The following is a 594-nucleotide window of genomic DNA, read 5'->3' on the forward strand; positions in this document are numbered from 1 at the left end:
GCAACCTGATCAAATTGCGTGACGCATTGCTGGTGCTGAAAGGACCATTGGCCAACTGTCCAGGATTGCGCAGCCTGATTGAGCATCGATTGCTGGGCAATGACGTGCATGATCGCATTCTGGGCAAGCGGTCCGACACTCCATCCACCCGCGCGCCTTAAACAATCAAGCCTGGCGGCCACAGGCCCGAGCTGTTGATTTCGCCCAATAACTCAAAATTAATGCATTCAAGCATCATTATTATGAATTTGCGGATTGTTTTTACGGTGTGCACACTGCACAGGTTCCTCCCCCAAATGAAGGGACATTTCAAGGGCTTGCCGGAAACCCCGCCAAGCCCTTTTTTTATCTGTTTCGCCGCCAAACCGGATTGTTCTCACCATGCAAAACCGCTGGATCAACCGTTTTATCCCCCCCGCCACCCACACCCGTCCCACCGAATGGAGCCGTGCCGCACTGGGTGTTTCCCTCGGTACCCTGTTCAGTGTCTGGGTTTGCAGCCTGTTCTTTGGCCTGCCTGTCGCCCTGCATTTGATCGGCCCGCTGGGGGCATCAGCCGTTCTGCTGTTTGCGGTGTCATCCGGCGCGCTGGCG

General features: G+C 55.6%; 1 protein-coding gene. It reads left to right on the forward strand.

The genetic code is table 11. The features are described 5' to 3' along the window. Positions 1–381 precede the first annotated feature (381 nt). On the forward strand, positions 382–594 hold a 213-nt coding region (locus TU76_RS24195), incomplete at its 3' end, for an HPP family protein (protein ID WP_048352685.1).

Origin of the sequence: Pseudomonas psychrophila, from assembly GCF_001043005.1 — a bacterium.
In the GTDB taxonomy this organism is placed as follows: domain Bacteria; phylum Pseudomonadota; class Gammaproteobacteria; order Pseudomonadales; family Pseudomonadaceae; genus Aquipseudomonas; species Aquipseudomonas psychrophila.